The sequence below is a fragment of the Rothia sp. 27098_8_161 genome (genome assembly GCF_041432905.1).
Classification (GTDB): Bacteria; Actinomycetota; Actinomycetes; order Actinomycetales; family Micrococcaceae; genus Rothia.
Genome location: NZ_JAPWAL010000004.1, coordinates 54,831 through 81,048, shown reverse-complemented (window position 1 = coordinate 81,048; position 26,218 = coordinate 54,831). Strand labels below are relative to the sequence as shown.

Genomic DNA, 26,218 nt, shown 5'->3' with positions numbered 1-26,218 from the left:
AGTAGCCATGACTGACTCCCGCGCCGCTCACGCGCACCCACCAGCCTATAGCGTCGATATTCAGGGAGTGTCCCAGCACTTTATGCAGGGTGACACTCAAATTGACGTGCTCAAAAATATTGACCTGAAAGTCCGCTACGGAGAAGTCGTCGCAATCCTGGGACCGTCCGGCAGCGGCAAATCAACCCTGCTGAACATCCTCGGCTTGCTCAGCACGCCCGCCTCCGGCAGCTACCTGCTGGACGGTACAGACACCGCAACCTTCAACGCAGCACAGCGAGCTGAAGCGCGCCTGGACAGCATCGGTTTCGTCTTCCAGGCGTTCCACCTCATCGAGCATAAGAACGTGTACCGCAACGTTGAGCTACCGCTCATCTACCGTGGCGTGCCCAAAGCGGAACGAGCACAACGGGTTACGGACACTCTCGCCCTGCTGGGGCTGAGCCACCGAACGGATGCACCCATCACCACTCTCTCCGGCGGTGAAAAGCAACGTGTGGCTATTGCTCGTGCGCTCATTGGGGAACCAGCGTTGCTGCTCTGTGATGAGCCGACCGGCTCGCTGGATGAAGAGCTCACCCGTGAAGTGATTGACCTGCTTCGTGAATGTACAGGGGAGCAGCAAAGCACGATTGTGATTACTCACGACCCGCTCGTGGCGGAGCACTGCGACCGGGTGCTACGTATGCATGAGGGGCAGCTCATCGAGCAGAAGGCACCGCGGCACGAAGAAACGGCTGTTCGTGCGTTTCTGAATCAGCTTAGCTTTGCTGAGGAACAAGCATCTAAACCGCAGGGGAGCGGTCGTGCACCTTGGGTGCTCGCGTCCCTCAAAGAAGCCTGGGACGCTACCGTTCACCGGGTGAGGCGCAATATCTTCACCATGCTTGGCGTGGTGCTGGGTATTGCTTCGCTTGTGCTGACCGTTGGTCTGACCGCCACCATTTCTGGGCAGCTGGCTGACAGCTTCGACATTTTTAGGGCTAAGTACCTGACGATAAGCTCCACTCGAACCGAACCCCTGAGCCGGGCTGAACTATTGAGCCTGGCGGCTAGTGAGAACTACCGGCGTGTTAGCCAACTGAACGGAGTGACCGGTACCGCGCTAGTGGATCAGCTGGATGAATCCGCCGATATTCAGCGCGGCCCAGACAACTTTGGCGAGCGCGGCGCTAACGTGACGGCTGCCGTCCTTGCGGCAACCCCCAGCATCTTTAGCGTGCAGGGTCACGAGCTGGTGTGGGGTCGTACCTTCGACGAGGGGCACGTGGAGCGGAACGATAAGGTTGTGGTGCTCAGCGAAAGCGTGATGCGCCAGCTTGCGCTGCCCTATAGCCTCGGAGTTACGGTCTATATTCACGATGAGCCGTACACCGTTATTGGTGTGGTGCGGGAGAACCCTTCGCTGACTCTGTCGTACGGTTCGGTCTACCTGCCTCTGGGCGCGAAGCCTGGTGCCGATGCGGAAGAAGCGCAGCCCGCTGCCGGTGGTGGCGCGGCTGCGGCGCAGACCGGTAAGCGTTCCACTCAGATTGTGGTGAGTACTGTTGCCGGTGCCGCAAACCAGATTGCGGAGGAAGCACCGTACGCGCTCTCGCCGGAACGTCCCGCCCTGTATAGCGTGAGTGTCCCGCCGGAGCCGAAAACTCTTCGTGAGGCTGTCGACCAGCAGCAACGCACCATGCTTATATCCATGAGTGTTATTACCCTCGTGATTGGCGCGATGGGCATTATGAATACGTTCCTGGTTGCGGTGATGGAGCGTCGCCGTGAGGTTGGTTTGCGTCTGGCTATTGGTATGCGCCCTTCGGGTATTCTGTTGCAGTTCTCGGCGGAGGCGCTGCTGACCGGCATCCTGGGCGCTGTGGCTGGTATTGTGCTGGCGGTTAACGGCATCTCGATTGTGTCTTTGATGAACCGCTGGACGCCAATTATTAGTGTTGACACTATCCTGCTGGGTTTGGGCGCTGGTGCGCTGGTTGGCGTGTTGGCTGGTCTGTATCCGGCGGCGAAGGCTTCGCGTATTGATCCGGCGCAGACCTTGGCGGCAGGCTAGTCGCGTTGGCTAGGTGTTGAGGGGCGGTATCGTCCGAAGTGACATCAGGGTGCTCGAAGCGAAGCGAGGGCGGGTGCCCCTGTAGGAACGAGGACGAACACTGCCCCTCTTATCGTCCCCCATCCAGCCCCTCCAGAAAGCGGGGGAGGGCGCTTTCACAGGCTAAGCGAGTATCCTAGAAGCTTCGTATCCCCGAACCGAAACGAGAAAAAGCGTGGAAATCCTGCTGTACGCTGTGGGCATTATCCTCATGGCAATCGCTATTGCCGTCTCGATCGCCCTGCACGAGGTGGGGCATCTGGTGCCCGCAAAGCTGTTCAATGTGCGTGTTCCGCAGTACATGATTGGCTTCGGTAAGACCGTGTTCTCTTTCCGTCGCGGCGAGACTGAGTACGGTTTCAAGGCGATCCCGTTGGGTGGTTACATTTCGATGATTGGTATGTACCCGCCGAGCCCTGCTGAGGTGAAGGAGCACCATGAGGAGGGCCATTCGGGTAGTACTAGCCCGTTTGCGTCTTTGGCTGAGGAGGCGCGTGCGGCGGATGCTGAGCGTATGATGCCCGGTGATGAGGACCGCCTGTTCTATAAGTTGCCTGTGCTCAAGCGCATGGTGATTATGCTGGGTGGCCCGACCATGAACCTGCTGATTGGTGTGGTGTGTACTGCTGTGCTGATTTGTGGTTTTGGTACGGCGCAGGTGACGAATAAGGTTTCGGCGGTGTCTGAGTGCGTGCCGAGCGTGAATGTCACTCATGATTCGATTAGCTATGGTGAGTGTACGGATAAGTCCACTCCGTCGCCTGCGAAGGCTGCTGGTGTGCAGGTGGGTGACCGTGTGGTTGCTGTGAATGGTGCATCGACGGGTTCGTGGGAGGCTGTGTCTTCGGCGATTCGTGCGGCGGGTTCTCACCCGAGCACCTTGACGGTGGAGCGTAATGGTCAGCGTCTGGATTTGTCGGTAACTCCGGTTGAGATGATTCGCCCGGTTTCTGATGGTAAGGGCCAGTATGCGCGTGCTGCGGATGGTTCGATTGCGACGACTCGTGGCGGTTTTGTGGGTGTTTCGCCGTCGAGTGAGTTGGTGCCTGGTTCTATTACTGAGGTGCCTACGATGGTGGGCGATACGCTCTCTCGTGTGGGTTCGTCGATGCTTTCGTTGCCGCAGCGTGTGTGGGAGTTGACGGTGACTTTGGTGACTGGTGGTGAGCGTAGTGCCGAGTCGCCGGTGTCTGTGGTTGGTGTGAGCCGTATTGCCGGTGAGGTGACGGCTACTGACCGTATTGATGTGAAGGCGAAGGCTGCGATGTTGGTCTCGCTGGTGGCGAATATGAATTTGATGCTTTTTGCATTCAATTTGATTCCGCTTCTGCCTCTGGACGGTGGCCATGTGTTGGGCGCTGTTTGGGAGGGCGTGCGTCGCTTCTTTGCACGTTTGACTGGGCGTAAGGATCCGGGTCCGTTTGATCCGGTGAAGTTGTTGCCGTTGACGTATGTGGTGGCGGGCGCGTTCATTGTGATGTCTATCATTCTGATTGTGGCGGATATTGTTAAGCCCATCACCCTGTTTTAGTGTGTTGTTGCACGCGGTAAGGGTACCCGTATTAGTGCTTTCTTTCGCGTCAGTGGCACAATAAAAAGTTGAACGAAGGATGCGTCGTACGTCCTTCACAACCCATGTATGGAGGAAAACCTTGTCGGTCAGCCTTGGTATGCCGAAGCCCGCTCCCGCGGTTCTGTCCCCGCGTCGTAAGACCCGCCAGTTCAAGGTGGGTTCTGTCGGTGTTGGTTCTGAATCTCCGATTTCGGTACAGTCGATGACGACGACTAAGACCCATGACATTGGTGCGACTCTGCAGCAGATTGCTGAGTTGACCGCTGCCGGTTGCGATATTGTGCGTGTGGCATGCCCGACTGATAAGGATGCGGAGGCTCTGCCCATTATTGCCAAACAGTCCCGTATTCCGGTGATTGCTGATATTCACTTCCAGCCGAAGTACGTGTATGCGGCTATTCAGGCTGGTTGCGGTGCTGTGCGTGTGAACCCGGGTAATATCCGTAAGTTTGACGACCAGGTGAAGGAAATTGCGCAGATGGCTTCGGACCACGGCGTTTCTCTGCGTATTGGTGTGAATGCTGGTTCGCTGGATAAGCGTCTGCTGGAGAAGTACGGTAAGGCTACTCCGGAGGCTTTGGTTGAGTCTGCTGTGTGGGAGGCGTCGCTCTTTGAGGAGCACGGTTTCCGTGATTTCAAGATTTCTGTGAAGCACAATGACCCTGTGGTGATGGTGGAGGCGTACCGTCAGCTGGCTGAACGCGGTGACTGGCCCCTGCACCTGGGTGTGACTGAGGCTGGTCCGGCGTTCCAGGGCACCATTAAGAGCTCGGTGGCCTTCGGTACTTTGCTGTCTCAGGGTATTGGTGACACTATTCGCGTGTCGCTGTCTGCTCCTCCGGTTGAGGAGGTGAAGGTGGGCACCAAGATTCTGGAGTCACTGAACCTTCGCCCCCGCAAGCTGGATATCGTTTCTTGTCCGTCGTGTGGTCGTGCGCAGGTGAACGTATGGGAGCTTGCTGAGAATGTGACGAAGGGCCTGGAGCATATGAAGGTTCCGCTGCGTGTTGCCGTGATGGGTTGTGTGGTGAACGGTCCGGGTGAGGCTCGTGAGGCTGACCTGGGTGTGGCGTCCGGTAACGGTAAGGGCCAGATTTTCGTGAAGGGTGAGGTCATTAAGACCGTGCCTGAGGATCAGATTGTTGAGACTCTGATTGAAGAGGCTACCCGTATTGCTGCTGAGATGGAGGCTTCGGGCGAGTATGTTCCTGAGGGTTCTCCGGCTGTTTCGGTGAGCTAGTTAGCTTTTGTGCGCGGAGGCGCCCTGGTGAGGGCGCCTCCGCGCTTTTCCGGTTATGGTGGTGGCAGGCTCGGTGATTGCCGCTGCTGGTTGTGGCCGCATGATCCGGCTACCTTTTAGGGATCACATGTCCCCGTATTTTCACTCAATTTTTATCACTCGTTCTCTATCACTCAACCACTCAACACGTCATGTTCACTCTTTTTTCTCGCCGCCGTAAAGCTGATCGGGCCCGGCGTGCTACTGTTTCGTCGATGGATTCTTCCCCTATGCCTGATCGCGTTAAGGAACACGTTTTTGCTCTGGATGCTCGGTGGTGCGATGAGTTGGAGGAGGCCCTGTTCAGTGACTCGGTCCCGAATCTGTACTCTATTGAGCATTATTTGGCGTGCCCTCTTCCAGTGAGGGTCCCGCGTATTCCGCTGCACTACTATCAGGGTTTTGTGGGTTGTGAGCGCGATGGGCAGTTGTGCTGTGTGCTGCTGTTGGGTTCGAATGTGGTGCCGGTGCGATTGTGCGGTGCCGCAGTTGAACACATTGGACATGATGCGGATTCTCATGGCGCTGAAGTGCCGGATGCCCCCTCCTTGGACACTCCCACCCTGGACGCGACGGCGCTTGCGCATCGTGACGCGCTGGCTCAGCTACTGCTACAGGTGGGTTCTCGCCTGGAATCCATGTTCGGTGAGAGCGCCTTCGTGATGCCCTTGTGGACGCGTATGCAGGAGCTGTGCGAGCAGACTCGGGGCGGTAAGAGTCCGCTACTGCCGATGCGGCAGCTGAGCCTGCGTGACGGTTGCGATCACCGTGCGTGGGTTCTGTCGGAGCGCCCCAATCAGCCGCTGCTGTATCTGCCACCGGAGAAGGACCTGGCCCGCTTCTACACTGTGGAGCTTCCTGAGCTGCCGGCGCACCTGCCCGCGCCCCTCAAACCGGGGGAGAGCCTCGCCGGTGCTTTCCAGCTCAGCGGTGAGGCTGCCGGGTATGCGCGCCTCGCCACCTCCGCGGATCTGGGGGAGCTTCTACCTGCTGCAGCCGCCATGTTCACCGAGGAGGTCGGCTTCGACCCGATTGCCCGCTACGGAGACCGTTACGCGGCGCGCCTGCGTATGCTCATTGCCGGTCAGCGCAGCGCCATTGTCACCGATGTGAACGGGCGCATCATCTTCAAAGCGGATGCGGGCATCGTGAATCTGGATGTCGCGCAGGTGCAGGGTGTATGGCTGCACCCGGACTACCGCGGCTACGGCCTGGCTAAGCCGTTCTTTGCTGCCGCCGTGCAGCTTCTGCAGCACCGATACCCGCACTTGAGCCTGTACGTGAACGACTACAATGCCCGCGCTCTTGCCATATACCGGGGGACCGGTTGGGAACAGATTGGGCAGTTCTCGACCATCATTTTTGAGCGCTAAACACGCCGAACCCTAAAACGCTATAAAATTAAAGACGATTGTGCCTTTTCTCGGCTTACCTGGTGAGCAATGGGCACCCTACCTAAACCTATCGACCTTTCAAGGAGAATCGTGGTACTTCGCCTTTCCAACCTCTTCGTGCGCACTCTGCGCGAGGATCCCGTAGACGCTGAGGTCGCCAGCCACAAGCTGCTGGTCCGCGCCGGTTACATCCGCCGCGCAGCCCCCGGCGTGTACACCTGGCTGCCTCTGGGCCTGAAGGTACTGCGCAAGGTCGAGAACATCATCCGCGAAGAGATGGACGCCATCGGCGCGCAGGAAGTCCACTTCCCCGCACTGCTGCCCCGCGAACCCTACGAGGCAACCAACCGCTGGGATGAGTACGGCGATAACCTCTTCCGCCTCAAGGACCGTAAGGGCGCAGACATGTTGCTGGCACCCACCCACGAGGAAATGTTCACCCTGCTGGTGAAGGACCTGTACTCCTCCTATAAGGACCTGCCGCTGTCCCTGTACCAGATTCAGACCAAGTACCGCGATGAAGCGCGCCCCCGCGCGGGTCTGCTGCGCGGCCGTGAGTTCGTCATGAAGGACTCCTACTCCTTCAACATTGATGATGAGGGCCTGAACGAGGCGTACATGGCGCACCGTGCCGCCTACCAGCGCATTTTCGAGCGCCTGGGTCTGGAGATTGTCATTGTGACCGCACAGTCCGGTGCGATGGGTGGCTCCCGCAGTGAAGAGTTCCTGCACCCGACCCCCATTGGTGAGGATACTTTCGTGCGTTCCGCGGGCGGCTACGCGGCTAATGTTGAGGCCGTGACCACCGTGGTTCCCGAGGAAATCGAGATTACCGAGGGCACCCCGGCCGCAATCGTTCTGGACACCCCCGACTCCGTCACCATTGAGACCCTGGTGGAGCGCATGAACGAACTGTACTCCGAGGTTACCGGCGGCACTCTGGATGCTTCGCAGACCCTCAAGTGCTTCCTGGGCGCCGTCATCACCCCCTCTGGCGAGCGTAAGGTCTTCGCCGTGGGCGTTCCCGGCGATCGTGCCGTGGACCTGGGCCGCGTTGAGGTCAACATCGGCACCCTGCTGGGCATCGGCGGCGAGGTTGAGGTTGAGGCAGCCAACGAAGAGGACCTGAAGGCATTCCCGCAGCTGGTTAAGGGCTACATTGGCCCCGGCCTGAGCCTGGATGCGCCTCTGCTCGGCGCGCATACCGAGGACGAGGATGCGGTGGCTTCCGCAACCGGCATTCCCTTCTTCGTTGACCCCCGCGTGGTGCGCGGTACCCGCTGGGTGACCGGCGCGAACGAAGAGGGCAAGCACGTGGCTAACCTGGTCTTCGGCCGCGACTTCAGCGCCGACGGCGTGATCGAGGCGTGCGAGGTACGCGAAGGCGACCCGGCACCGGACGGCTCCGGCGACCTGGTGGCAGCCCGCGGCATCGAAATGGGCCACATCTTCGCTCTGGGACGCAAGTACGCTGAGGCACTGGGCCTGAAGGTCCTGGACCAGAACGGCAAGCTGCAGACCGTGACCATGGGCTCCTACGGTGTCGGCGTGACCCGCGCACTGGCCGCCATCGCCGAGGGCAACCACGACGAGAAGGGCCTGATCTGGCCGCGTAACCTGGCACCGGCAGACGTGCATATTGTCATCACCGGCAAGGATGCAGCATCCCACGAGTACGCTGAAGAGCTCAGCGCATCCCTGGAATCCGCCGGCCTGCAGGTCATGCTCGATGACCGTCCGAAGACCAGCCCCGGAGTGAAGTTCGGCGACGCCGAGCTGCTGGGTGTGCCCACCATCCTGGTGATTGGTCGCGGCTTCAAGGACGGCGTGCTGGAGCTCAAGGACCGCCGCAGCGGTGAGGCTCGCGAGGTGTCCGTCGAGAATGCGGTGGCTGAGGTCATCGCTGAGGTCAAGGGGGAGTAGCCGTGGCGTATAAGCCGAAGCGTTCTGGCTCTAAGAAGAGCGCCCCGAATGCGCGCGCTCGCCGTGCCGCATCCCGCGTAGCGAATGGTGTGAACACTTCCCGTACTCGCGCTGAGAGCGAGCCCGTGGTGGAGGCACCGGTTCGCGTGGGTACCCGTGCGATCCGTGAGGAAGAGGTTGCCGAGGCGATTGCTCCGGTTATCTCCGAGTTCTCGCTGGTGCTGGAGGACCTGAAGATTTCGGGCCCGGCGGCGAACCGTACCGTGAAGATTACGGTGGACTACACCACTGAGCGTACCGATTCGCTGTCGCTGGATTCTCTGGCGGAGATTTCCGGTGCGATTTCGAGCGCCCTGGACCGTGCGGATGAAAACGATGAGTTCTTCCCCTACGAGCTGGAGGTGTCCTCGCCCGGTGCTACCCGCTCCCTGACCGAGCGTCGCCACTGGGAACGTGCCCGTACCCGCCTGATTGCGGTCACCGCACCCGACGGCACCGAGTACCTGGCGCGTCTGCACGAGGTGCAAGACGAGGGTCCGGTGCTGGCTCGTAAGAAGAACACGAAGAAGGGTCAAAAGGAGTCCTACCACGAGCCGAGCTTGCTTCCGTGGGAAAATATTGCTTCTGCTCACGTCGAGATTGACTTCAATTCGTCTGCTGAGCCGGTAGAATAGAGTTATTAAAGCTTCAGGCACGGGGTTCTCCGTGCCAGGTAGATACCGTTCGGGAGCCGGGGCGCATTCAGCGTCCCGGCGCCGTGCTAACTGGGAAAGGCTGAAAAGCGTGGAGGATATTAAAACTATTGACCTGGGCGCACTGCGCGCATTGGCGAAGCAGCGCTCTCTCGTCATGGAGGAGCTCTTCACCCTGGTTGAGAACGCCCTGCTGCTTGCGTACATGAAGCAGCCTGGCGCTATTAAGGGCTCTCGTGCCGTCATCGACCACACCACCGGTGAGTTCGTCATTCTGGCTCCTGAGCTTGATGAGGACAACCAGAAGATTGACGAGTTTGACGATACCCCGAACAACTTTGGCCGTATCGCTGCCGCAACCGTCCGTCAGGTGCTTTCGCAGCGTCTGCGTGACGCTGAGGACGCATCTGTTCTGGGCGAGTTCAAGGACCGTGAGGGCACCCTGGTGTCTGGCGTGATTCAGCAGGGCAATAACCCGCGTATGGTTCAGGTTGACCTGGGCACCGTTGAAGCTGTTCTGCCTAGCAATGAGCAGGTTCCGGGCGAGAAATACCCGCACGGCTCCCGCCTGCGCGCCTACCTGGTTGAGGCTCGCCGCGGCCCCAAGGGTCCCTCGATTGTGGTTTCTCGTTCGCACCCGAACCTGGTTCTGCGTCTGTTCGAGCACGAGGTTCCCGAAATCTCTGAGGGCTTGGTGTCTATTAACTCCATCGCACGTGAAGCTGGCCACCGCTCTAAGATTGCTGTGTCCGCGAAGAACCCGACCATTAACGCTAAGGGTGCGTGCATCGGCGATATGGGTGCCCGCGTGCGTGCGGTTGCTGCCGAGCTGAACGATGAGAAGATTGACATTGTCGACTACTCGACCGATCCGGCCACCTTCATCGCTGCGGCACTGTCCCCGGCGAAGGTCACCGAGGTCATTATCGAGAACCCGCGTGAGTACTCCGCTCGTGCGGTGGTTCCGGATGATCAGCTGTCCCTGGCTATCGGCCGTGAGGGTCAGAATGCACGTCTTGCAGCAAAGCTGACTGGCTGGCGTATCGATATTCTCTCCGAGTCCAAGTACGCTCAGGTTCGTGCTGAGGAAGAGGTGGCAGCACGCGTGGCTCGTAGCCTGGCTGAAGAAGCAGCAGAGTACGCACAGGACGCTGAATAAGTATTAGCCCCGGTGAGGGGTGTATCCCTTTGATGCAGGCGTAGGATATTGGGCAGTAAGGTGCCGGGTGTTTTTGCGCCTGCGTCACAGTTTTGCCCATGATTCTTAAAAACGGGATACACTATTAAGATGTGCCGGTGTGTAACCGGGCGCTTTAACGTGCCCTCACACACCGGATAGACCATCACGAATGTACCGCGAACGCGGTTCTACACACGCTAGAGAGGGGAGAGGACTATGGGCGATCACGACCTCACCGCAACCTCCGAAGCGTTTGAAGGACCGATCCGCACCTGCATCGGATGCCGTGCCCGCGATGAACAGCGCAAGCTGCTACGCATCGCCCGCACACCCGTCACGTCTGCTACAGAGCAGGCGGACACCCCGCCCTATCAGCCCGATGTGGCGGGAACTATGCCCGGACGAGGCGCTTGGATTCATCCGAACGAAAAGTGCGTAGCCGCTCTACAGAAAAAGAACGGTCTGGCGCGCGCCTTCAAAAAAGCGGTCCCTGCAGCCCAGATGCAGGCGTGCTGTGAGCAGATTCGAGCCGTGATAGCGGGCTCGACCCCCTCATAGATGCTTTTCGGGTATATGCCCTCTATAAGTCAACGAGTTTGACGACTTCTTATCTGAAAGCGAGTCAGAAAACTGATGGATATCTAATGAGTGCCGCGAAATGAGTGCCCTTTCGTGCTCACCCACCGGCAATTTCACGAATTGGCGCGCCTTCGGGCGTGCACCCCGTAAACATTAGTGTCCGCACCATTCCCGGTGCGGACCGGGAATGGAGAAAATTTGGCTCAGCCTCGAGTACACGAGTTTGCTAAAGAGGTAGGCGTTCCTTCTAAGGAAGTTATCGCCAAGCTCAAGGATATGGGCGAGTTCGTTAAGAGCTCCTCTTCCACCCTGAACCCCATGGTTCTGAAGAAGCTGCGCGCGGAATTCCCTGCCGCAGCCGCTAAGCCTGCCGCAAAGGCAGCACCCGCGGAGTCGGCAGCTAAGCCGGCACCTAAGCCCGCAGCGGCAAAGCCTGCTGTTAAGCCGGCACCCAGGCCCGCAGCTAAGCCCGCCGCAAAGCCGGCAGCAGCAGCACCCAAGCCCGGCGGTCCCCGCCCGGGTAACAACCCCTTTGCATCCCAGCAGGGCATGGCACGCCCCGAGGCTGCACCGAAGCCGGCAGCACCCAAGCCTGCCGCACCTAAGCCCGGCCCCAAGCCCGGTCCTCGCCCCGGTAACAACCCCTTCGCATCCCAGCAGGGTATGAAGCGTGGCGGCGGTGACTCCCAGCGTTCCGGCGGTCCCCGTCCGGCACGTAACGGTCGTCCCGGTGGCAACGGTGGCGCACGTCCCGGCGGTAACGGTGGTCCCCGCCCCGCAGGTGGCGCACGTCCCGGCGGTAACGGTGGCCCCCGTCCGGCAGCTGGCGCACGTCCCGGTGCACCCCGTCCGTCCGGCGGTGGCGCGCGCCCGAACCCCTCGATGATGCCCAAGGTTTCCAACGTTGGTGGCGGCGCGTCTGGTTCCAACAACGGCGGCGGTAACGGCGGCGGCGCACGTCGCGGTGGCGGTTCCGGCGGCTTCAACCGCGGTCCGGGTCGTCCCGGCCCCGGCGGTCGCGGTAATGCACAGGGTGCATTCGGTCGCGGTGGCTCCAAGCGTAAGGGTCGCAAGTCCAAGGCAGCTCGCCGTCATGAGCAAGAGCAGCTGAACGTACCGGCACCCGGTGGCGTGGTTGTTCCTCGCGGCGACGGCTCGACCGAGATTCGTCTACGCCGAGGCGCGTCCATCATGGACTTCGCTGAGAAGATTGGCGCAAACCCGGCATCGCTGATTACGGTTCTCTTCCACCTGGGTGAGATGGCTACCCAGACTCAGTCCCTGGATGAGGAGACCTTCGAGCTGCTGGGTGCCGAACTGGGCTACTCGATTAAGATCGTTTCCCCGGAGGATGAGGAGCGTGAGCTGCTCGAGTCCTTCGACATCAACCTTGAAGCCGAAGCAGAAGCTGAGGGCGAGGATGTTCTGGAGGCTCGTCCCCCGGTCGTTACCGTCATGGGTCACGTTGACCACGGTAAAACCCGCCTGCTGGACGCTATCCGTAACACCAATGTCATTGAGGGTGAGGCCGGCGGCATTACCCAGCACATCGGTGCATACCAGGTCCACACCACCGTCGAAGGTGAAGACCGCGCGATTACCTTCATCGATACCCCCGGTCACGAGGCGTTCACCGCTATGCGTGCCCGTGGTGCGAAGGTCACCGACGTGGCAATCCTCGTGGTCGCAGCGGATGACGGCGTTATGCCTCAGACCGTTGAGGCACTGAACCACGCCCAGGCAGCTAACGTACCGATCGTGGTGGCAGTGAACAAGATCGATAAGGAAGGTGCGTCCCCGGACAAGATTCGTGGCCAGCTCACCGAGTACGGTCTGATCCCCGAAGAGTACGGTGGCGACACCATGTTCGTGGACGTCTCTGCTCGCAACGGTACCAACATCGACGAGCTGCTTGAGGCCGTCACCCTGACCGCTGACGTGCTCGAACTGACCGCTAACCCGAACAAGGAAGCACGCGGCGTTGCTATTGAGGCAAACCTGGACAAGGGCCGCGGTGCGGTTTCCACCGTCTTGGTTCAGTCCGGTACCCTGCACGTCGGTGACGCTATCGTTGCCGGTGTTGCTCACGGTCGTGTTCGTGCAATGTTCGATGAGAACGGTCAGGCTGTGAAGGAAGCTGGCCCGTCCCGCCCCGTTCAGGTGCTGGGTCTGTCCACCGTTCCTCGTGCAGGCGACACCTTCCTCTCCACCGAGGAAGAGCGTACCGCACGTCAGATCGCTGAGAAGCGTGAGGCTGCTGATCGTAACGCTCAGCTGGCTAAGCGTCGTAAGCGTGTGACCCTCGAGTCCTTCGACGCCGCTGTGGCTGAGGGCAAGATGGACACCCTGAACCTGATTATTAAGGGTGACGTCTCCGGTGCTGTGGAAGCACTGGAGGAGTCCCTGATGAAGATCGATGCCGGTGGCGACGAGGTTCAGTTGCGCGTCATCCACCGCGGTGTGGGTGCTATTACCCAGAACGACGTGAACCTGGCTACCGTGGACAACGCGGTCATCATCGGCTTCAACGTCCGCCCGGCAGAGCGCGTTGCAGAACTTGCCGACCGCGAAGGCGTCGAGATGAAGTTCTACTCGGTCATCTACCGTGCGATTGAGGAAATTGAGCAGGCCGTCAAGGGTATGCTCAAGCCCGAGTACGAGGAAGTGGAGCTCGGCTCCGCAGAGATCCGCGAGGTCTTCCGCTCTTCCAAGTGGGGCAACATCGCAGGTTCGATCGTCAAGAACGGCATCATCAAGCGCAACGCCAAGGCACGTCTGGTGCGCGACGGTTCCGTAGTGGCAGACAACCTCACCATCGAGTCGCTGCGTCGTTTCAAGGACGACGCTACCGAGGTTCGCGAAGGTTTCGAGTGTGGTATTGGCCTTGGTTCCTTCAACGACATCAAGGAAGGCGACATTATCGAGACTTGGGAGATGCGCGAAAAGCCGCGTGTCTAAGACTCACATGCTGATGCGCCCGTCGCCCGCTAGTGTTCCCGTACCCACAGGCTTCTAAAACTGGAGCTTGCGGGGCGGGCGCCGGCGGGGCGGGCGCTTCCGTATTACCTGGAACGCTTCCAAAGCACCTCGAGTGCCCACGGAAGCGCCACAACATTTCACCACGACATTTCAAGGAGAAACACATGGCTGATGCAGCCCGCGCGGCACGACTTGCCGACCGCATCAAGGTAATTGTGGCGAAGGCGCTGGAGCGTCGTGTTAAGGATCCTCGCCTCGGTTTTGTGACCATTACCGATGCCCGCGTGACCAACGACCTGCAGCACGCAACCCTCTACTACACCGTGTTCGGCTCCGAAGAGGACGCCGAAAACACCAAGAAGGCGTTGGAATCCGCTAAGGGTATTCTGCGCTCCGAGGTGGGCAAGAACATTACTGCCCGCCTGACTCCCACCCTGACTTTCGTCGCTGACGAGGTTCCTGAGAATGCCTTCCACATCGAGGCGCTTCTGCGTGAGACTCGCGAGCGCGACGCCGCCCTGGCTGCTGCAGCCGAGGGCGCGCAGTACGCTGGCGAGGCCGACCCTTACAAGAAGGATGAGCCTGCCGAGGGTGAGGACGCCTAAGTGGCGAAGAATCAACCTCAGGGCCCGTCCGGCCTGATGGTCATTGACAAGCCCGCTGGGATGAGCAGTCACGACGCAGTCTCTCAGATGCGTCGTATTGCTGGCACCCGGCGGGTTGGTCATGCCGGTACGCTGGATCCTGCCGCGACCGGCGTACTGATTCTGGGCATTAATAAGGCGACCAAGTTGCTGACTTACCTGGTTGGTCAGGATAAAACCTATGATGCGACGATTCGCCTGGGCATTGAGACGCTGACTGAGGACGCCGAGGGGGAGCACACTGCCGCACATCCGGATGCTGTTGAGGCGCTGACCGGTATGGACACTGAGCAGATGCGTGCGCACATCCTGGAGGCTGTGGCGCGGCTGAGTGGCGACATTCTGCAGGTTCCTTCTGCGGTGTCTGCTATCAAGATCAACGGTGTTCGCTCGTATGCGCGTGTGCGTAGCGGTGAACAGGTTGAATTGGCGGCGCGTCCGGTGACGATTAGTGAGTTCACGGTGCATTCTGTGACTGTCGGCTTTGCCGAGTACGTGATTGAGGACCCCGAGAATGAGGGTGAGCACACGGCAACCTCGGTTCCCGTGATTGACTGCGATGTGACGGTTTCGTGCTCTTCGGGCACCTACATTCGTGCCCTGGCGCGTGATTTGGGCAAGATTCTGGGCACCGGTGGCCACCTGACGGCCCTTCGCCGTACCCGTGTGGGTGCCGTGGTGCTTGAGGACGCCGCCGACTTGGCGCACTTGAAGCAGCGCCGTGAAGAGTCGGAGGCACCGCTGGAAGATTTGCCGTTGCTTCCCCTGGAGGAGGCGGCACGCCGCATCTTTGGTGCGCGTGAGCTCTCTGCTGCGGAGGCAAGCGATATTTCCTACGGACGCCGTATTAGCCCCAGCGGTGATGGTTTCGTGGTGAAACGTTCCGTGCACGCGAGTGCGGATGAGTCTGGTGCGGTGCAGCATGCCAGCGTTGAGGGTATTGTGGCGGGCTTTGCCCCGGACGGCACTCTGGTTGCCCTCCTGGAGAATAAGAAACAGCGCGGAAAGGTTCAGGCTGCCCCGGTACTGGTTTTTGAGGCGAATCGTTCCTTCAACTAGGCGTTGAGGCATTATGATGGGCGAAGAGGGTTCGGTGTTTGCACCTACCCAAAGCTGATTCCTCAAGCCTGATTGATTCAGCGCTTGTTGAACGTGAGCCCTTTTTCATTCAACACGCTAACGTAATACAACCCCCGAACACACATGACTACTCGTGCGGGTGCCGCCCGGCCCTGCTGAAGGAGAAAAAATGAGCGAGAACCAGAGCTCCGCTAATAAGGCGAGTGAGCCTCGTACTGCGCCGGTACCCCGCGTAGAGTTTGCACAGGCTGAAGCTACCGCATCCAGGGCTGCTGCTCAGAGCGGTGCCGCGAAGGTTGCCGGTGCTAAGACTGCTGAGCCTATTTCTGCGGTGAAGGCACCCGAGGGTGTTCGCGTGGCCGCACCGGCGTCCGGCGATAAGGCGTCGCAGAAGGCGGAGAAGAAGGCAACCCGCGAGGCGTTTGTCCGCCCCAAGAGCATTGAGGAAGCGGCTAAACCTCAGAATCGTGCGGCGTTTCGTGCGGCGGTGGCGCTGTACGGTCTGTTCATGATTGCGTACGGTGTATGGCAGGTTCTGGGTGGTATCCGCGTCATTCCGGATGCGCCTGCAGATTTTACGAACCCCTCGGTGCAGTCGAACTACGTGTTCTTCGCGGCAACCTATGTGGGTGTGGGCCTGTCATTCGTGTTCATTGCCCTGAAGTTCAAGTGGGTGAACATGCTCGCGTTCTCCTGCCTGGTGGTTTTCCTGGGCGGCGTGGGTCGTATCCTGGCGTGGGTGTTCTTTGGTACCCCGCACTGGTCGCTGATCGTGCTGATGGTGACTGAGCTTGTGATTCCTCCGTGCCTGCTGGTGTGGTATAGCTGGATCAACAAGTCCAATAAGATTCGCGAGGAGATGCTGAAGGCTTCTCGTAGCCAGGCTCGTAAGTAGTCGTAACGCCCGGGAAGGTTCCTGCCGCACGGTGGGGTGCCTGCCCGGGCTTTTCTTATGGGCTGGGTTTTCTGCGGGCGGGGCTTGGCTTGTAGGTGTGGTTCTGCTGCTGCCTGTCAGATACGCCGCTGCACCCGGCACGCTAGGGGAGAGGGGTGCCGTTCCATTCCCTGTTGATTCCCGTTTTAAATTCTGCATCCTGCCGCCTGTGGTCTAGGATGGTTAGGTACATTTATCTTTTTCAGGAGAGCCCGTGACCCTCTACACCGCTTTGAGCGAGGTCCCCGCCGGCTACGGCCCCTCGGTCGTGACCATCGGCAATTTTGACGGCGTGCACCGTGGACATGCCCGCGTGATTTCGCGCGTGGTCTCCCTTGCTGAAGAGCAGGGTTTGAGCTCTATCGCGGTCTCTTTTGACCCGCACCCGATGCAGGTGCACCGTCCCGAGGTAACCCACCACGACATTATGGGCCAGGGCTCGCGCCGCTACTTTATGTGCCTGCTGGGTCTGAACGACTACCTGCTGTTGAACTACAATTTGGAGTTCGCTTCGCAGACCCCCGAAGAGTTCGTGAAGTCCACCTTCGTGGATGCGCTGAATGCGCGTTTCGTGGTCATCGGTGACGACGTGCGCTTTGGTAACAACAACTCGGGCGACCTGAACACCATGCGTGAGTTGGGCGAGAAGTACGGCTTTGAGGTGGTTGTCGTTGAGGATCTGATGGTGGATGAGAACACCCGCTGCTCTTCGACCCGCATTCGTCAGCTACTGCTGGAGGGCGATATGCCTGCTGCCACCGAGCTGTTGGGCCGGCACCATATGATGGCTGGCGAGGTCGTGCACGGTCTGGCGCGCGGCCGCGAGTTGGGTTTCCCGACTGCGAACCTTGAGTTTGAGGCGCGCGGATTGATTCCCGCCGATGGCGTGTACGCCGGCTGGCTGGTGGATGAGGCGGGTAACCGTCACCCCTCCGCTATTTCGGTGGGTACAAACCCGACCTTTGACGGTATTGAGCACCGCCAGGTTGAGGCGCACGTGATTGACCGCCCCGAGGAACGCGTGGAGGATTTCAACCTGTACGGTCAGCATGTGCTGATTGAGTTCGTGAAGCGTCTGCGCCCCATGGTGGCGTACACCGGTGTTGAGGCGCTGATTGAGCAGATTAATGATGATGTGGTGCAGACCCGCGAGGTGCTGGCTGAGGACGTTAGAAGTTACTGCCCGCCGGAGTGCCCGGTGCAGGCGGAAGTAAAGTAGCCCCACTGCTCATCTATGAGCGGCGTCCTGCGCTCATGCCCCTGCGATAACAGCTTGTAGCCCCGGCGGCAGATTTTTGGATCTGGCGCCGGGGCTTTTGTGCACCGGACTGGGTATCTTTCCGCGCCTGACCTGCTGCGCCGCCCGTGAAACATCCTGCGTTGTCAGCCTTTACGTCCTGTGTCGCCCGCGAGGTATCCCTGTTTTAGTCGCCCCGGTTTTAAGAGAAGATAGAGTCATGGAAAAAATGAACGTCGAATCCTTCAACCTCGACCACCGCGCGGTAGCAGCACCCTACGTGCGTATCGCAGACCGCAAGGTCCTGCCCGGTGGCGACACCCTCATCAAGTACGATATCCGCTTCACCCAGCCGAACACCGCGCACCTGGAAATGCCCACCGTACACTCCATCGAGCACCTGAGTGCCGAACATATGCGCAACCACACCGACCGTCTGATTGACTTCTCCCCGATGGGTTGCCAGACCGGTTTCTACGCGCTGACCCTGGGCCTGGAGCCCGAGGAGTTCTTCCCCATCCTGGAAGCAACCCTCAACGATATCCTCAATGCGACCGAGGTTCCGGCAGCGAACGAGGTGCAGTGCGGTTGGGGCGCCAACCACACCCTCGAAGGTGCGCAAGTTGCGGCTCGAGAGTTTCTCGCGGCACGCGATGAGTGGGCGCAGGTGATGGCGTAATGAGTGCACAGATTCCCGACGCTTTCGCATCCGCCTTCAACCCGGTGGACTTTGATCCGAATGCTTTCGACCCGGCTGAGGCGTTCAACAGCATGTTTGAGCTGATGGACGGCATGTCCAACGCCATTATTATTCAGGTGGCTATGGATGAGGAGCTCGCGCCTTTCCTGAAGATGACCGAGGAGCTGCAGCCCTCCTTCACCGAGGGCGCGGCGGTATTCCACCCGCGCTACCTGCAGGTGGGCGAGGACCAGGTTCCGCTGCTGCTGGTTCGCTCCAAGATTGGTCTGGTGAACGCGGCGAGTGCCGTCACCGAGGCAATCAGCTACTCCTCGAATTGCCTGGGCGTCATTAGCGCAGGTACCGCCGGCGGTTTGGCTCGCGGCATTAACGTGGGCGATGTGCTGATTGGCGAGAACTACACTTATACTGATGCCGACGCGACTGCGTTCGGTTACGCACGCGGCCAGGTTCCCGGCATGCCCGAAAGCTACGACGGTCAGGCGGACGAGTGGCAGGATGCTCTGGAGCATGCGCTCGCCGCACTGGAGCCGGTGCGTGAGCAGTCTGAGAGCGCGTGGGAGGTACGCCGCGGCCAGATGCTGGCGGGTAACTCCTTCGTGACCGCCCACAACGTGAAAGACACCCGCGAAGCATTCGAGGGTGCCATCAGCACCGACATGGAGACCACCGCTATTGCGCAGGTCTGCCACAACTACGAGATTCCGTTTATCGGTGTGCGTTGCGTGTCTGATCTGTGCGGCCCGGAGGCTGACCAGGACTTCCACCTCTCCGTGGATGTCGTGGCTCCTCGTTCGGCTCGTTACGCTCTGCAGCTGGCTGCTGAGCTGTGGACCGAAGCGCAGCTGGAGGCGCTGGATCTGGCTCTCTAAAGCTAAATCTCTGAAACTAAAACTCTAAATCTTTTAGAGTATGCGTCGGGATGTGAGCTCGCATTGAGAAGTGCCGGGGCGTGAGCCTAATGGGTTTGCGCCCCGGTCTTTTTTACCTCAGTCTTTCTGTTGCCCGGCTCTTTGATGCACCCAATCCGTGATAAATGCAGAAATATTAATCGTGGTGAATATACATTCTGTGTGTCGTGGAGTACTATGAATGTGGAAACTATCCGATCTCACAGAGGAGTCCGTCGTGAAGTTCTGCCCGACTCTCGCCTCCGTCACCGGTCTGCTCGGTGGCTACAAGGTTGCATCTAGCACTGGCGTCCGCCCGCTCGGTGGCGCTGTCCTGGCACTGTGTGGTGCCGTGGCTTACAAGAATTGGAAGCGTAAGGCTGGCGCAGGCCGTGCCACCTTCCTCACCGCTCTCTACCTCGGAGCGTTCGGCGCCGCTCATCCGCTCGCCAAGAAGCTTGGCGCGTGGCCTGCAGTCTACACTGTGACTGCTGTAACCGCTCTGTGTTCTATCGTCATTGGACGTAAGCGACAGAAGTAGTCTTTGACAAAAAAGACGGCGGAAAGGCAACGTTGCCTTCCCGCCGTCTTTTGCGTTCCCTCCCGCCGTGCAGGCTGGGAGCGGATGCGTCGGGGCGACGCGCGAAGACAACACCTTCTGGCAACGCCCCATCACTCGATGGGGAGTGAACCAGTCGGTGCCGCGCTAGACCACCTGCGAACTGCTATAGCACAGGCAAGCTCAGCACCGCCCGATACGTTTCCCCGCCATAAGCGGGTACACCCCACGAGGTAAAGGAAAAGAAGAAGATGAATACCACTCCGGACTCATCCCCGGTACAGCAGGGAGCAGTAGCCCCCGAGAGCCCGCAGTTAGCGCGTGGACTCTCCCTGCGCCATATCATGTTCATCGCCCTCGGCTCCGCCATCGGCACCGGCCTGTTCTACGGCTCGGCATCCGCCATTCAGCTGGCGGGCCCCTCCGTGCTGCTTGCCTACGTTATTGGCGGCGCGGCAGTGTTCATGGTGATGCGCGCAATGGGCGAACTTGCCCTGGCGCACCCGGTCTCCGGAGCATTCTCCGAATACGCCACCCGATACCTCGGACGCTGGGCTGGTTTCGTGACCGGCTGGACCTACGCCCTGGAAATGGCGCTGGTCGCCATTGCGGACGTCACCGCCTTTGCCGTGTACATGAAGTTCTGGTTCCCGAACAGCCCCTCCTGGATTTGGATTGTCTCTGTCCTGCTGATTCTGCTCGCCATTAACCTGGCGAAGGTCAAGGCATTCGGCGAGACCGAATTCTGGTTCACCCTCGTGAAAGTCACCGCCATTATCGCCATGATTGTTGGCGGTATCGCCCTACTTTTCGTCGGCGTGCAGGTGCATGATTCGGTGGCACCATCGGTCACGAACCTCTGGTCGCTTGAGGGTGGCTTTTTCGCGAACGGATTTACCGGCTTCCTTGCCTGCTTTACCGTGGTGATGTTTGCTTTCGGCGGTATTGAGAACATCGGTATTGCCGCCGGTGAGGCGAAGGACCCGGGCACCTCAATTCCCAAGGCGATTCGCACGGTGCCGTTCCGCATCCTCATCTTCTACATTCTGACCCTGTCGGTCATCATGTCCCTGTACCCCTGGTACTCAGTGACGAAGGCAAACTCGCCGTTCGTGCAGATCTTTGAGGGACTGGGTATTCCGGCTGCTGCTTCGATTCTGAACGTGGTCATCATTACCGCCGCAATCTCTGCGCTGAACGCGGACGTGTACGGTGCCGGCCGCATGATGTACGGTTTGGCGAAGCAGAACCTGGCACCGGCCTCCTTCGCGAAGGTCACCAAAAATGGTGCGCCCTGGATGACCACCATCATCATGGTGCTGGTCATGGCGGTCGGTGTGATCGTGAACGTGCTCTTCGAGAATGCGTTCGAGGTGGTCGCCTCCCTGGCAACCTTCGCGACCGTATTCGTGTGGGTTATGATTTTGCTGGCGCACATCGCGTTCAAGCGCAGTGGTGCTGATACCAAGGTGCAGCCGGTACGCCAGCCTCTGTGGCTGAGCTACCTGACGTTGGCGTTCATGATCTTTATCGTGGTGCTCTTCGGCTGCTTCGCCGATACCCAGCTGGCGCTGGTGATGGGCGCAATCTGGTGCCTGTTCCTGCTGGGCTACTATCGCCTCGTGGTGGTCCGCGCTCGCGCTGAAGCGTAGAGAAGAGAAGCACAAAGAGCAGAAGCATAAACACTGAATTCTCAACGTCAAGCCCGGTACACGAACCCTGCGTGAGAACCAGGCTGTGAAGCCCGGCGACTGGTAGTGTGATGAGCTACCTGCCGCCGGGCTTCTGCTCACCCTTCCACGAAAGTGCCCCGGTAGCGTAGAATGGGAAGAACGCGTCTGCAGTCCGCAGTAGACGACGTGTAGTACAGGGCGTAAGCCCACCACCCGGCGGCAACCGTCCGTACGGGACGTATGCGGTACTAACTCTAGGAGTTAAAAGTGGCACTGGATCCCGCTGTCAAGCAGGCAATCATCAAGGAATACGCAACCCACGAGGGCGACACCGGTTCGCCCGAGGTTCAGATTGCAGTTCTGTCTCGTCGTATCGCCGACCTGACCGAGCACCTGAAGTTCCACAAGCACGATCACCACTCCCGTCGTGGCCTGATGATCCTCGTTGGTCGTCGCCGCAACATGCTCGGCTACCTGAAGAGCGTCGACATCGAGCGTTACCGTTCGCTGATCGAGCGCCTGGGTCTGCGCCGATAAAACAGGAGCGTCTTGACGCTTTTGTGGTGATTAATCGCCTTGAGGCGGTGTGTGCGGACGTGCTGTCAGCACTACCAACCCTCCATCACGGAGGCGGGTAGCGCCAGCGCGTCCGTACTGCCGCGTTGAGGGGCGCATCTTCTACTCGCTAGATTTCAGTGTTAGATTCCAATGCTAGAATCCACAGCGAGTAATCGTGAGAAGATGCTGTCCCACCTGAAAGAAAGAACAGAAGGCCGTGCCGGCACACACGCCGCGGTCCTCGGTAGCGAATTACGGAACAACACCACCCCACAACCTTGCTGACACGCGTCGCGCACACGAAAAGGTAGGGGAGAGGTGCCGTGGTTTCCTATCGAAGGCCGACTCGTGCACCGTACGGCCTGCCAAGAAGAAAGAAGGAACCGTGGAAGGTCCCGAAATCAAGTTTGCTGAAGTCGAAATCGACAACGGCATTCACGGTAAGCGCCACGTGCGCTTTGAAACTGGCCGCCTCGCAAAGCAGGCTGCTGGTTCTGTCCTCGTCACCATCGATGACGAGACCACCCTGCTCTCCGCAACCGCAATCGGCAAGTCTCCCCGTGAGGGCTTCGACTTCTTCCCGCTGACCGTGGACGTGGAAGAGCGCATGTATGCAGGCGGCAAGATCCCCGCATCGTACTTCCGCCGCGAAGGCCGCCCCAGCACCGAAGCAATCCTGGCTGCACGCCTGATTGACCGCCCGCTGCGCCCCGCCTTCACTAAGGGCATCCGCAACGAGGTGCAGGTTGTTGTTACTGTCCTGACCTATGAGCCGGACGAAATCTACAACACTTTCGCAATTAACGCTGCATCCGCATCGACCTCCCTGTCCGGTGCGCCGTTCAACGGCCCCATCGGTGGCGTGCGCATGGCACTGATTGACGGTCAGTGGGTCTGCTTCCCCAAGTACTCCCAGCTGGAAAACGCTGTCTTCGACATGGCTGTTGCAGGCCGTATCGTCACCAAGGCTGACGGTACCGAAGACGTCGCAATCATGATGGTTGAGGCGGAAGCAACCGACAACTCCTGGAAGCTCATCAAGGAAGACGGCCAGACCGCCCCCACCGAAGAGATCGTGGCAGAGGGTCTGGAAGCAGCTAAGCCCTTCATCGCAGCACTGTGCAAGGCACAGGCTGACCTGGTGGCTCGCGCAGGTAAGCCCGCCCTTGAACTGCCCTTCTTCGGCGGCCACGGTGAGGACGTCGACGCAGCAGTTGAGGCATTCGCAGCAGACCGCCTGGCAGAGGTGTACTCCATCGCTGGCAAGCAGGAACGCGAAGCAGCCGCCGCCGAGCTGCAGGAAGAGCTCATGGAAGCTCTCACCGGCGAAGGCAAGGAATTCGAAGAGCGCTCCAACGAGGTCTCCGTAGCATTTGCTGCCCTGACCAAGCACGTGGTTCGCCAGCGCATCCTCACCGAGCAGGTCCGTATTGACGGCCGCGGCCTGACCGACATCCGCCAGCTCACCGCTGAGGTTGAAATCCTGCCCCGCGTTCACGGTTCCGCTCTCTTCGAGCGCGGCGAAACCCAGATTATGGGTATCACCACCCTGAACATGCTCAAGATGGAGCAGCAGCTGGACTCCCTGCACCCGGTCAAGTCCAAGCGCTACATCCACCACTACAACTTCCCGCCGTACTCCACCGGTGAGACCGGCCGTGTGGGTTCGCCCAAGCGCCGCGAAATCGGCCACGGTGCACTCGCAGAGCGTGCAATCACCCCGGTGCTGCCCTCCCGCGATGAGTTCCCCTACGCAATCCGTCAGGTCTCTGAGGCTCTGGGCTCCAATGGCTCGACCTCCATGGGTTCGGTTTGCGCATCGACCCTGTCCCTGCTGAACGCCGGTGTGCCGCTGCGCGCACCCGTTGCAGGTATTGCAATGGGTCTGGTCTCTGACGAGGTTGACGGCGAGACCCGCTACGCAGCCCTGACCGACATCCTCGGTGCGGAAGACGCACTGGGCGATATGGACTTCAAGGTTGCAGGTACCTCCGAGTTCGTGACCGCTATCCAGCTGGACACCAAGCTCGATGGTATCCCCGCATCCGTGCTCGCTGGCGCACTGACTCAGGCACGTGAGGCTCGCCTGCACATCCTCGAGGTGCTCGTCAGCGCGATTGACGCACCGGATGAGATGAGCGAGTTCGCACCGCGCATTATTTCCGTGAAGATCCCGGTTGCCAAGATCGGTGAGGTCATCGGCCCCAAGGGTAAGATGATCAACCAGATCCAGGAAGACACCGGCGCAGACATCTCCATTGAGGACGACGGCACCGTGTACATCGGTGCAGCTGACGGCCCCTCCGCCGAGGCTGCCCGTGCGGCGGTGAACGCTATCGCTAACCCGCAGGTTCCCGAGGTGGGCGAACGCTACCTGGGTACCGTGGTGAAGGTGACCGACTTCGGCGCGTTCATCTCCCTGACCCCCGGTAAGGACGGCCTGCTGCACATCTCCGAGATGCGTAAGCTCAACGGCGGCAAGCGCGTTGTTGACGCTGAGGACGTTGTCTCCGTGGGCCAGAAGGTCCAGGTGGAGATCACCAAGATTGATGACCGCGGCAAGCTCTCGCTGGCACCGGTCGTTGAGGGTGGCGACGACGAGTAGTCGTAACCCCCGCTAAGTGATGAGGGGCGTTCGGCGCACCCGGTGCGGTTCATTCCCCGCCGGATGCACCGGGCGCCCCTTCGCTGTGCTTGTCCTGCATCTTTTGACGCTCACCCGCCCCACCAACTGTGGGACTGCCTACAGGTAGTGGGACAGAAATGCTTACCTTCAGATGTACCTGTTGAAAGGTTCTTCTCTCTATGTCTATTTCCCTACCCGTCGAGCTTGAGGCCATTGCCGAAGAGCTCAACTACGAGCATGGCCGCCTCATCTACGAGGGTGTAGGCGGTAACGAGGTGCGCCGCTCCATCCTGCCCGGTGGCGTACGCGTGATTACCGAAAAAATGCCCGGTACCCGCGGCGTATCTATCGGATTCTGGGTCGGAGTCGGCTCCCGAGACGAAGCCCCCGGCATGCTTGGTTCCACCCACTTCCTGGAGCACCTGCTGTTCAAAGGCACCGGCACCCGCACCGCCCTGGACATCGCATCATCTTTCGATGCGGTAGGCGGTGAATCCAATGCGCTGACCGCTAAGGAACACACCTGCTACTACGCGCGTGTGCTCGACGATGACGCGCCCATGGCGGTGGACGTCATCACCGATATGGTCACCAACGCCCTGCTGGATCCGGCTCATCTTGAGCAGGAACGCGGTGTGATCCTCGAAGAGATCGCCATGGACCAGGACGACCCGACCGACGTTGCTTTCGAAAACTTTGTGGAGCAGCTCATGGGTGAGAACCCGCTGGGCCGACCCATTGGCGGTACCCCGCTGGAGATTACCGAGGTGCCGCGTGACGCCGTGTGGGAGCACTACAAGCGCTACTACACCCCGGACCGCCTGGTTATTTCTGCCGCCGGTTCGCTGGAACACAGCACTATGGTCCGCCTCGTGCTGGAGGCACTGACCCGCTACGGCTGGAACCTACAGGAGGGTGTGGCACCGGCACCGCGTCGCGTACGTACCGACAGCGGCATTGTTCCGCTGAGCGAGCTGCGTGAGGTGGAGAAAGGCTTCGAACAGACCAACATTGTGATGGGCTGCCCGAGCATTATTGCCGGGGATGACCGCCGCTACGCGATGAGCGTACTGACCAGCGCGTTCGGTGCGGGTATGTCCTCGCGTCTGTTCCAGGAGATTCGTGAGAAGCGCGGTCTGGCATACAGCACGTTTGCGTTCTCCGGTGCGTACTCGGACGCCGGCTACTTCGGCATGTACGCAGGCTGCCTACCCGCTAAGACCGAGCAGGTGCGCGGGGTCATGGGCTACGAGTTCGATAAGCTCGCCACCGCCGGTATTACCGAAGAGGAGCTGACGAAGGTCCGCGGCCAGCTGGCTGGTTCCACCGTGCTCGGTAGCGAGGATTCGGGTTCGCGCATGTCCCGCCTGGGCCGCGCCGAGCTGGACTCGGGTCTGTTCACCAGCACCGATGAACTGCTGGAGAAGATCCGTGCGGTCTCTCTGGAGGAGGTGCGCGACCTGGCGGCGTACCTGGGGCAGCAGCAGATGATTACCACCATCGTGCGCTAACGCTCAATGCTTACGGCATAGAATGCCCGTTTCCACACCCCACTAAAGCGGGGAGGGAACGGGCATTTGGTTTGTATCGGTCCTATTGCAGAGGCGTTTCCGAGAAGTGCTT

General features: G+C 59.9%; 20 protein-coding genes. All 20 read left to right on the top strand.

What is annotated here, in order from left to right; all coding sequences use genetic code 11:
- Positions 1 to 7: 7 nt before the first annotated feature.
- The 20 genes from O3648_RS02600 to O3648_RS02505 all read left to right on the top strand — a co-directional run bounded on the left by O3648_RS02600 (position 8) and on the right by O3648_RS02505 (position 26,106).
- Positions 8 to 2,056 carry an ATP-binding cassette domain-containing protein gene (locus O3648_RS02600; protein ID WP_371568238.1) on the top strand — a complete coding sequence of 683 codons (2,049 nt, stop codon included), beginning with the start codon at positions 8 to 10 and terminating at the stop codon, positions 2,054 to 2,056.
- 214 nt (positions 2,057 to 2,270) lie between these two features.
- Positions 2,271 to 3,626, top strand: a complete 1,356-nt coding sequence (locus O3648_RS02595) for an RIP metalloprotease (protein ID WP_279742037.1) — start codon at positions 2,271 to 2,273, stop codon at positions 3,624 to 3,626.
- A 139-nt stretch (positions 3,627 to 3,765) separates the two neighbouring features.
- Complete coding sequence (gene ispG, locus O3648_RS02590) at positions 3,766 to 4,908, top strand: flavodoxin-dependent (E)-4-hydroxy-3-methylbut-2-enyl-diphosphate synthase (RefSeq protein WP_044142245.1); 1,143 nt, start codon at positions 3,766 to 3,768, stop codon at positions 4,906 to 4,908.
- 269 nt (positions 4,909 to 5,177) lie between these two features.
- Positions 5,178 to 6,320, top strand: coding sequence for a GNAT family N-acetyltransferase (locus O3648_RS02585; RefSeq protein WP_371568234.1), 1,143 nt, complete (start codon positions 5,178 to 5,180; stop codon positions 6,318 to 6,320).
- Positions 6,321 to 6,431: 111 nt separating this feature from the next.
- The gene (locus O3648_RS02580) at positions 6,432 to 8,264 is read left to right on the top strand and encodes a proline--tRNA ligase (RefSeq protein WP_279742040.1); all 1,833 of its coding nucleotides are present in this window, start codon (positions 6,432 to 6,434) and stop codon (positions 8,262 to 8,264) included.
- A gap of 2 nt (positions 8,265 to 8,266) precedes the next feature.
- Positions 8,267 to 8,938 (top strand): ribosome maturation factor RimP, encoded by a 672-nt coding sequence (gene rimP / locus O3648_RS02575; protein ID WP_279754372.1) that lies wholly within the window; start codon positions 8,267 to 8,269, stop codon positions 8,936 to 8,938.
- Positions 8,939 to 9,047: 109 nt separating this feature from the next.
- The gene (gene nusA, locus O3648_RS02570) at positions 9,048 to 10,115 is read left to right on the top strand and encodes a transcription termination factor NusA (protein WP_279789188.1); all 1,068 of its coding nucleotides are present in this window, start codon (positions 9,048 to 9,050) and stop codon (positions 10,113 to 10,115) included.
- 237 nt (positions 10,116 to 10,352) lie between these two features.
- Entirely contained in the window at positions 10,353 to 10,694 is a 342-nt protein-coding gene (locus tag O3648_RS02565) for a YlxR family protein (protein WP_371568230.1), read from the top strand.
- Between the two features lie 219 nt (positions 10,695 to 10,913).
- Positions 10,914 to 13,673 (top strand): translation initiation factor IF-2, encoded by a 2,760-nt coding sequence (gene infB / locus O3648_RS02560; RefSeq protein ID WP_279789190.1) that lies wholly within the window; start codon positions 10,914 to 10,916, stop codon positions 13,671 to 13,673.
- Between the two features lie 185 nt (positions 13,674 to 13,858).
- Positions 13,859 to 14,299: a 30S ribosome-binding factor RbfA gene (gene rbfA, locus O3648_RS02555; protein ID WP_279754375.1), complete on the top strand. Its 441-nt coding sequence runs from the start codon at positions 13,859 to 13,861 to the stop codon at positions 14,297 to 14,299.
- Positions 14,300 to 15,397 (top strand): tRNA pseudouridine(55) synthase TruB, encoded by a 1,098-nt coding sequence (gene truB, locus O3648_RS02550; RefSeq protein ID WP_279789194.1) that lies wholly within the window; start codon positions 14,300 to 14,302, stop codon positions 15,395 to 15,397.
- Positions 15,398 to 15,587: 190 nt separating this feature from the next.
- Entirely contained in the window at positions 15,588 to 16,313 is a 726-nt protein-coding gene (locus tag O3648_RS02545; protein WP_279742047.1) for a DUF4345 domain-containing protein, read from the top strand.
- 253 nt (positions 16,314 to 16,566) lie between these two features.
- A complete protein-coding gene (locus O3648_RS02540) occupies positions 16,567 to 17,571 on the top strand; it encodes a bifunctional riboflavin kinase/FAD synthetase (protein WP_279742049.1) in 1,005 nt (334 codons plus the stop codon).
- A gap of 238 nt (positions 17,572 to 17,809) precedes the next feature.
- Entirely contained in the window at positions 17,810 to 18,268 is a 459-nt protein-coding gene (locus O3648_RS02535; protein ID WP_279754378.1) for an S-ribosylhomocysteine lyase, read from the top strand.
- Entirely contained in the window at positions 18,268 to 19,161 is an 894-nt protein-coding gene (gene mtnN / locus O3648_RS02530; protein ID WP_279742052.1) for a 5'-methylthioadenosine/S-adenosylhomocysteine nucleosidase, read from the top strand. Before O3648_RS02535 ends, mtnN begins: the two co-directional genes overlap by 1 nt.
- Before the next feature lie 220 nt (positions 19,162 to 19,381).
- Positions 19,382 to 19,720: a hypothetical protein gene (locus tag O3648_RS02525; protein ID WP_279742053.1), complete on the top strand. Its 339-nt coding sequence runs from the start codon at positions 19,382 to 19,384 to the stop codon at positions 19,718 to 19,720.
- A gap of 269 nt (positions 19,721 to 19,989) precedes the next feature.
- Positions 19,990 to 21,390, top strand: a complete 1,401-nt coding sequence (locus O3648_RS02520; protein ID WP_371568226.1) for an amino acid permease — start codon at positions 19,990 to 19,992, stop codon at positions 21,388 to 21,390.
- A 288-nt stretch (positions 21,391 to 21,678) separates the two neighbouring features.
- The gene (rpsO, locus tag O3648_RS02515) at positions 21,679 to 21,948 is read left to right on the top strand and encodes a 30S ribosomal protein S15 (protein WP_005507098.1); all 270 of its coding nucleotides are present in this window, start codon (positions 21,679 to 21,681) and stop codon (positions 21,946 to 21,948) included.
- A gap of 406 nt (positions 21,949 to 22,354) precedes the next feature.
- On the top strand, positions 22,355 to 24,574 hold the full coding sequence (locus O3648_RS02510; protein ID WP_279742056.1) for a polyribonucleotide nucleotidyltransferase: 2,220 nt from the start codon (positions 22,355 to 22,357) through the stop codon (positions 24,572 to 24,574).
- Positions 24,575 to 24,774: 200 nt separating this feature from the next.
- Positions 24,775 to 26,106 (top strand): M16 family metallopeptidase, encoded by a 1,332-nt coding sequence (locus tag O3648_RS02505; RefSeq protein ID WP_371568223.1) that lies wholly within the window; start codon positions 24,775 to 24,777, stop codon positions 26,104 to 26,106.
- Positions 26,107 to 26,218 lie beyond the last annotated feature (112 nt).

What these genes read in the sequence shown, in the direction of transcription:
- O3648_RS02600 (WP_371568238.1), top strand. Translation starts at nt 8, where the DNA reads ATGACTGACTCCCGCGCCGCTCACGCGCACCCACCAGCCTATAGCGTC.
- ispG (WP_044142245.1), top strand. Translation starts at nt 3,766, where the DNA reads ATGCCGAAGCCCGCTCCCGCGGTTCTGTCCCCGCGTCGTAAGACCCGC.
- O3648_RS02585 (WP_371568234.1), top strand. Translation starts at nt 5,178, where the DNA reads ATGCCTGATCGCGTTAAGGAACACGTTTTTGCTCTGGATGCTCGGTGG.
- O3648_RS02565 (WP_371568230.1), top strand. Translation starts at nt 10,353, where the DNA reads ATGGGCGATCACGACCTCACCGCAACCTCCGAAGCGTTTGAAGGACCG.
- rbfA (WP_279754375.1), top strand. Translation starts at nt 13,859, where the DNA reads ATGGCTGATGCAGCCCGCGCGGCACGACTTGCCGACCGCATCAAGGTA.
- O3648_RS02545 (WP_279742047.1), top strand. Translation starts at nt 15,588, where the DNA reads ATGAGCGAGAACCAGAGCTCCGCTAATAAGGCGAGTGAGCCTCGTACT.
- O3648_RS02535 (WP_279754378.1), top strand. Translation starts at nt 17,810, where the DNA reads ATGGAAAAAATGAACGTCGAATCCTTCAACCTCGACCACCGCGCGGTA.
- mtnN (WP_279742052.1), top strand. Translation starts at nt 18,268, where the DNA reads ATGAGTGCACAGATTCCCGACGCTTTCGCATCCGCCTTCAACCCGGTG.
- O3648_RS02525 (WP_279742053.1), top strand. Translation starts at nt 19,382, where the DNA reads ATGTGGAAACTATCCGATCTCACAGAGGAGTCCGTCGTGAAGTTCTGC.
- O3648_RS02520 (WP_371568226.1), top strand. Translation starts at nt 19,990, where the DNA reads ATGAATACCACTCCGGACTCATCCCCGGTACAGCAGGGAGCAGTAGCC.
- O3648_RS02505 (WP_371568223.1), top strand. Translation starts at nt 24,775, where the DNA reads ATGTCTATTTCCCTACCCGTCGAGCTTGAGGCCATTGCCGAAGAGCTC.